This is a genomic window from Trabulsiella odontotermitis, from assembly GCF_001188485.1.
Taxonomy (GTDB): Bacteria; Pseudomonadota; Gammaproteobacteria; order Enterobacterales; family Enterobacteriaceae; genus Trabulsiella; species Trabulsiella odontotermitis_A.
Genome location: NZ_JNGH01000034.1, coordinates 1 through 4,591, shown reverse-complemented (window position 1 = coordinate 4,591; position 4,591 = coordinate 1). Strand labels below are relative to the sequence as shown.

Annotated in this window: 4 protein-coding genes and 2 pseudogenes; 1 reads left to right on the top strand and 5 read right to left on the bottom strand. The window is 47.5% G+C overall.

The window, feature by feature from the left end; translation table 11 throughout:
* Positions 1 to 669: MFS transporter (locus tag GM30_RS02330; protein WP_155483901.1), on the top strand; the 669-nt coding region annotated here is incomplete at its 5' end.
* A gap of 554 nt (positions 670 to 1,223) precedes the next feature.
* Here the strand turns inward: GM30_RS02330 and GM30_RS02325 are convergent.
* The 5 genes and pseudogenes from GM30_RS02325 to GM30_RS26950 form a co-directional block, all read right to left on the bottom strand.
* A complete protein-coding gene (locus GM30_RS02325; RefSeq protein WP_155483900.1) occupies positions 1,224 to 1,778 on the bottom strand; it encodes a hypothetical protein in 555 nt (184 codons plus the stop codon).
* A 176-nt stretch (positions 1,779 to 1,954) separates the two neighbouring features.
* The gene (locus GM30_RS02320; RefSeq protein ID WP_049847334.1) at positions 1,955 to 2,680 is read right to left on the bottom strand and encodes a hypothetical protein; all 726 of its coding nucleotides are present in this window, start codon (positions 2,678 to 2,680) and stop codon (positions 1,955 to 1,957) included.
* Positions 2,667 to 3,890: pseudogene (locus tag GM30_RS02315) on the bottom strand (hemagglutinin repeat-containing protein); the annotation flags it as partial. The pseudogene GM30_RS02315 and the gene GM30_RS02320, both read right to left, overlap by 14 nt.
* A gap of 47 nt (positions 3,891 to 3,937) precedes the next feature.
* On the bottom strand, positions 3,938 to 4,324 hold the full coding sequence (locus tag GM30_RS26685; protein WP_274519032.1) for an Imm42 family immunity protein: 387 nt from the start codon (positions 4,322 to 4,324) through the stop codon (positions 3,938 to 3,940).
* A 3-nt stretch (positions 4,325 to 4,327) separates the two neighbouring features.
* Positions 4,328 to 4,417 (bottom strand): annotated as a pseudogene (locus tag GM30_RS26950) (helix-turn-helix domain-containing protein); the annotation flags it as partial.
* Positions 4,418 to 4,591: the final 174 nt, after the last annotated feature.

The following is a 4,591-nucleotide window of genomic DNA, read 5'->3' as shown; positions in this document are numbered from 1 at the left end:
GAGCGTAAAGAGAGTACAGCGCTGTGGCCGGTGCTGCGCAGTCAGTGGAAGCTCTGTCTCTATCTGGTTCTGGTGATGGCTTGCTTTAACTTCTTCAGCCACGGTACCCAGGATCTCTATCCGACGTTCCTCAAAGTGCAGCACGGTTTTGACCCACATACCGTCAGTATTATTGCAATTACCTATAACATTGCCGCGATGTTCGGAGGGATCTTTTTTGGTACCCTGTCAGAAAGGACCGGACGTAAAAGAGCAATCATGACCGGTGCATTTCTGGCGCTACCGGTGATCCCTCTGTGGGCGTTTTCTACGGGCTCGTTTAACATCGGCCTTGGCGCGTTTCTGATGCAGTTTGTGGTGCAGGGTGCCTGGGGCGTGGTGCCGACGTGGCTCAACGAACTGGTGCCTGCTAATGCACGCGCGGTGCTACCGGGATTTGTTTACCAGTTGGGTAACCTGTTGGCCTCGGTCAATGCGACATTGCAGGCGTGGATCGCGGAAAACCACGATGGTAATTACGGACTGGCAATGGCGCTGGTCGCAGGGATCGTTGCGGTGCTAATTTGTGTTTTTGTCGCGTTTGGCCGTGAAACACAAGGGGGAGTGATCACCGGAGAAGGGCTCCAACATGGCGCCACTGGTATGGGGCGGCATCAGCATCATCAGTAAGTATAACGGTACCCGCGCAAAAATGGGCGTCTTGTGGTCTACTGTTGTAACTATAACGACCAAAATGACCAGCGTTTTTCTGTTTGTTAAGGGAGAACACGGAATGGATATATAGAGGCAAATCCACCTGCCTCCACCATCACGCTTAAGGGCGACTGTCTGGAAGACGCGAATTTGAGAGCGAGACACTACTAAGGGTACGAGTGATGCCGGGTTGTCTGATACTGACCACGCAGAAGCCGTTATCGACCCTGGCATCACGTACTGAACCATGTCGCTGCCATATCAACTGGTGCTGACCGACCAGTGCATTGCTTCGCGAGCGATGCAATCCGGCCGACAACTTTTTGCCCCGACGCACCTTTTTCGCCCGAACACGCTATCGCTCCAGTGAAGATCACTGGTCACCATTACAAACTTAATACATTGTTAAAGAACACATAAAACAAAACTGCATGTATATCCAGCATTTTGACCACTGAACACTCATGTTTAATAATGTTTCGAGTAGCGTGATGCCATCAAGCCAAATTCAGGAAAGTTTCCGGTAATGATTACAAATCCTCTTCTGAAACCACATCCAAAGCCCCACAGGCTTTAAATAACCATTTTAATGCCCCCCAAGGGAAAGGCCATTCCAGTACAACGACAGCGACTATAAAGTATGTCTCTCTGATTGGTTCTTTCAATAAGGCGGCATCCCACCAGAACCAAGTTCTGTTTTCGGGTTCCAACCAATATAACCAGCTATCAAGTGACCATTTTTCATCAGCTAGTAATTTTTGCTGTTCTTTCCAAGGTAATGAGTTTCTGTAAGCTATTCGCTTATCCATATCTTCTTTTGATATTTCAGGCTCAAAACTATCAACAAAAAAATCAGGGAGCATTTCTTTCCATGATACTAAATCAGGCCATTCATTTTCATAAGCATCACTAATTACTTTTAACACCTCTTTAGCAAGAGATATAATGTGTTTAGCATTTGACTCACATGAAACAACAAATCTCACAGAACCAATACCAGTTGGTTTATCCGATAATGAAGGGGCACAGGCAAGCCTCTTTCTTTCTAGTAGGATCTCATGCATTACTTCATTACTTACTGGCATCTTTTCCCGTCCCCTGAATAATTTTGTCTTGTAGATCTTTGATCTTATCAGGTCTAATACCATACTGATCTGGATCTTTCGTAGGTTCAGCGACAATTGGCCTGTTAGGATGAAGTTTAACTTCAGATTCTGATACTGCATTTTTTCGTAAATCGTCTAAGACTGACTTAGGTACGTCAAATGTTTTTACTGTAGCCCCTTCCATGTTTTGCGAAATACGTTTTTTGCAAAAATTCTTGTGCGCGAGCTTTATCACCAAAATTCAGATACAAAGTTATATCCCCTGTTATGGTTACTTGTCCATTCTCGCCAATTAAAACTCGTGTGTTAGGCGCTCCTTCAACCCGATATACTGTAACTGTAGCACCAGTTTTTGGGTCCCTGACCGTACCACCTGTTTTTAATACATTTAAGGCTACGCCCGTCCCCATACCTGCCAGTATCGATAGCCCCTCAGATGCGACTACCAGCCCCTTACCGAACTCACTCGTATTCTGGTTTATTACCGCATTATCCTTTGCAGTTTCCAGTGCTATAAAATTAGCTACATCAGGGTCTATACCAAGGTATGAGCCGTCCTCCAACAAGACATTATAGGCATCATTAGCCACATCACGAGAAAAACCGCAGGTATCGGGATTTGCTTTACACGCAACTTTTATTTTTTCCCGATCCTTTTCCAGAATTTCACGATACTCATTCAGTAATAGTGTAATGTCGTCACCATTTTCCTTGGCTTGCTTGACTTTTCTATCCAAAGAAAACATATCGCCTGATAACGCGTTATTATCCGCTGAATTTTTCCCGGCCTGCACACCCGAGAGCACTGCTTTAGTGCCCTGTAAAGCGGCCAGTCTGGAGTCACCGCTGTTTTTCGCGCTCTGTGCTACCAACCCCGACACCAATGCTGCTGCCGCTGCTGCTGTTTTTGCCGGTAGTTTTCTGCGTATCCTGAGAGGCAATCAGGTTCACATCCCGCGCAGCATCCAGTGTGACATCCTTACCGGCCTTCACTTCACTGCCAACAAGGGTGATATCCTTACCGGTGGCGGTAATCGTGACGTTGTTGCCTGCGTTTAACCGACTGCCTGTCGTCGAATCCTGCTCCATATGAGAGGTCGATTTTGACGACTGTGTTCCCAGAGACGCACTGACACCGATGGTATTGTTGTTGGTCTTATCACTGGCACCTTTTGCCTGGTCCAGGGCAACAGCCTGTCCGGCCTGAACACCCGAGAGCACTGCTTTAGTGCCCTGTAAAGTGGCCAGTCTGGAGTCACCGCTGTTTTTCGCGCTCTGTGCCGCCGATACAGCGCTGTTTACTGCACTGCCAGCCATCCCCGACAGCGCCACCGTCAGGCCGCTGGATTTCTGCTCAAATTTCTCGTCCACGGTACGACGGTCATGACCCGGGTCAATCACCACGCTGTCACCGGTAATGCTGATATCCTGGTTCGCAATCACATCCGAGCCGCTGATATGCGCCTGGTTACCCGCAGTGATGCTGACATTACCGGTGGTGGAGCCGACCGTACTGGCACTCTGACTTTGCGTCGTTCCGGCCTCACGCCGGTCATGCGTGGTTTTACTGCTGCCGATGGTGAAGCCAATGCCACCGGTACCCATCAGGCCAGATTTTTTCTCTTCCTTAAAGCGCCAGGAGGTGTCGGTATTGGTGGCGGTGGTTTTGGGGCCTGCCGTAATCTCCACGTTACTGGCGGCACTCAGTGCCACATCCTGGTCGGCCACCACATCCGAGCCTTTCACTTTCAGGTCATTACCCGCGCTGACGGTGACACTGTTCCCGGAGAGCAAGGAACCTTTCTCCCGGGTGGCGCTGTCTTCTTCAATGGTGTGCGTGGTTTTTTTGCTGAAGAACCCACCGCTGGTTTTCTTCTCTTCCTTATAGTGATAATCACTTTCGGTAGTGGTGGTCAGCGTGACATCACGCCCGGCAACCAAAGCAATATCCCCGGTTGTGGTCACTGATGAGGCCTCAGACGTGATATCCCGCCCGGCAACCATCACGGTATCTCCACCGCTGGCGATTTCGGTGCCCTGCTGGCGCACGGATTCATCGATAACCGTTTTCTTGCTGCTGTCGCCGCTACTATTACCGCTTAAAGTAAAATCCCGCCACTGAGAGGGGGATTTATTGTTTAGATTAGTTCATACTTTGCTTTTACTTCACTAACTATGCGATGTACTTCATCCTTAGATAAAATAACTTCATGTACCTCAAGGTTGTTATGGTTTTTCCACTCATAACCTTCAGCATCATTACCATATAAATAGCTAACCTTAGCAGCCAATATTCTAACTTCACCCATATAACCAACAGAAAACACATAACACGTGTCATTTTCTAAGTTATATGTCGAAGCTTGGTAACGATAATCCGCCTCAAAATCATCTGATACTTCAGCATCCGGACTTAATAGATTAGGAAGCATTGCACTCATTATTTTTGAGAAAGAATCTAATTTTTCCGCTTTAAATAAATACTCATCCTCAGGAACAGTAAGCAAAGCGTTATCATCCGACAAGCAACTGATACCCAGTTCCCTGGCGATCGCCCGACTGCTCATACCCTGCTTGTGCAGGATTTTAATTTTCATAACTGTCTCAAAAGTGACCATAAGCTCTCCCGAATCAGGAGAGCAGATTAACCCCTGGATCTGATTTCAGGCGTCGGGTATGGATCACTTTCGCGGGTCTTCCACAACTTGGGTGGAGAAATATTGGTGAAACTTTCTAGATTACAAGGATCTAAGCTGTTTTAAGTTATGGATAACGTTATGCCTTCACTTAAG

What these genes read in the sequence shown, in the direction of transcription:
- GM30_RS02325 (WP_155483900.1), bottom strand. Translation starts at nt 1,778, where the DNA reads ATGCCAGTAAGTAATGAAGTAATGCATGAGATCCTACTAGAAAGAAAG.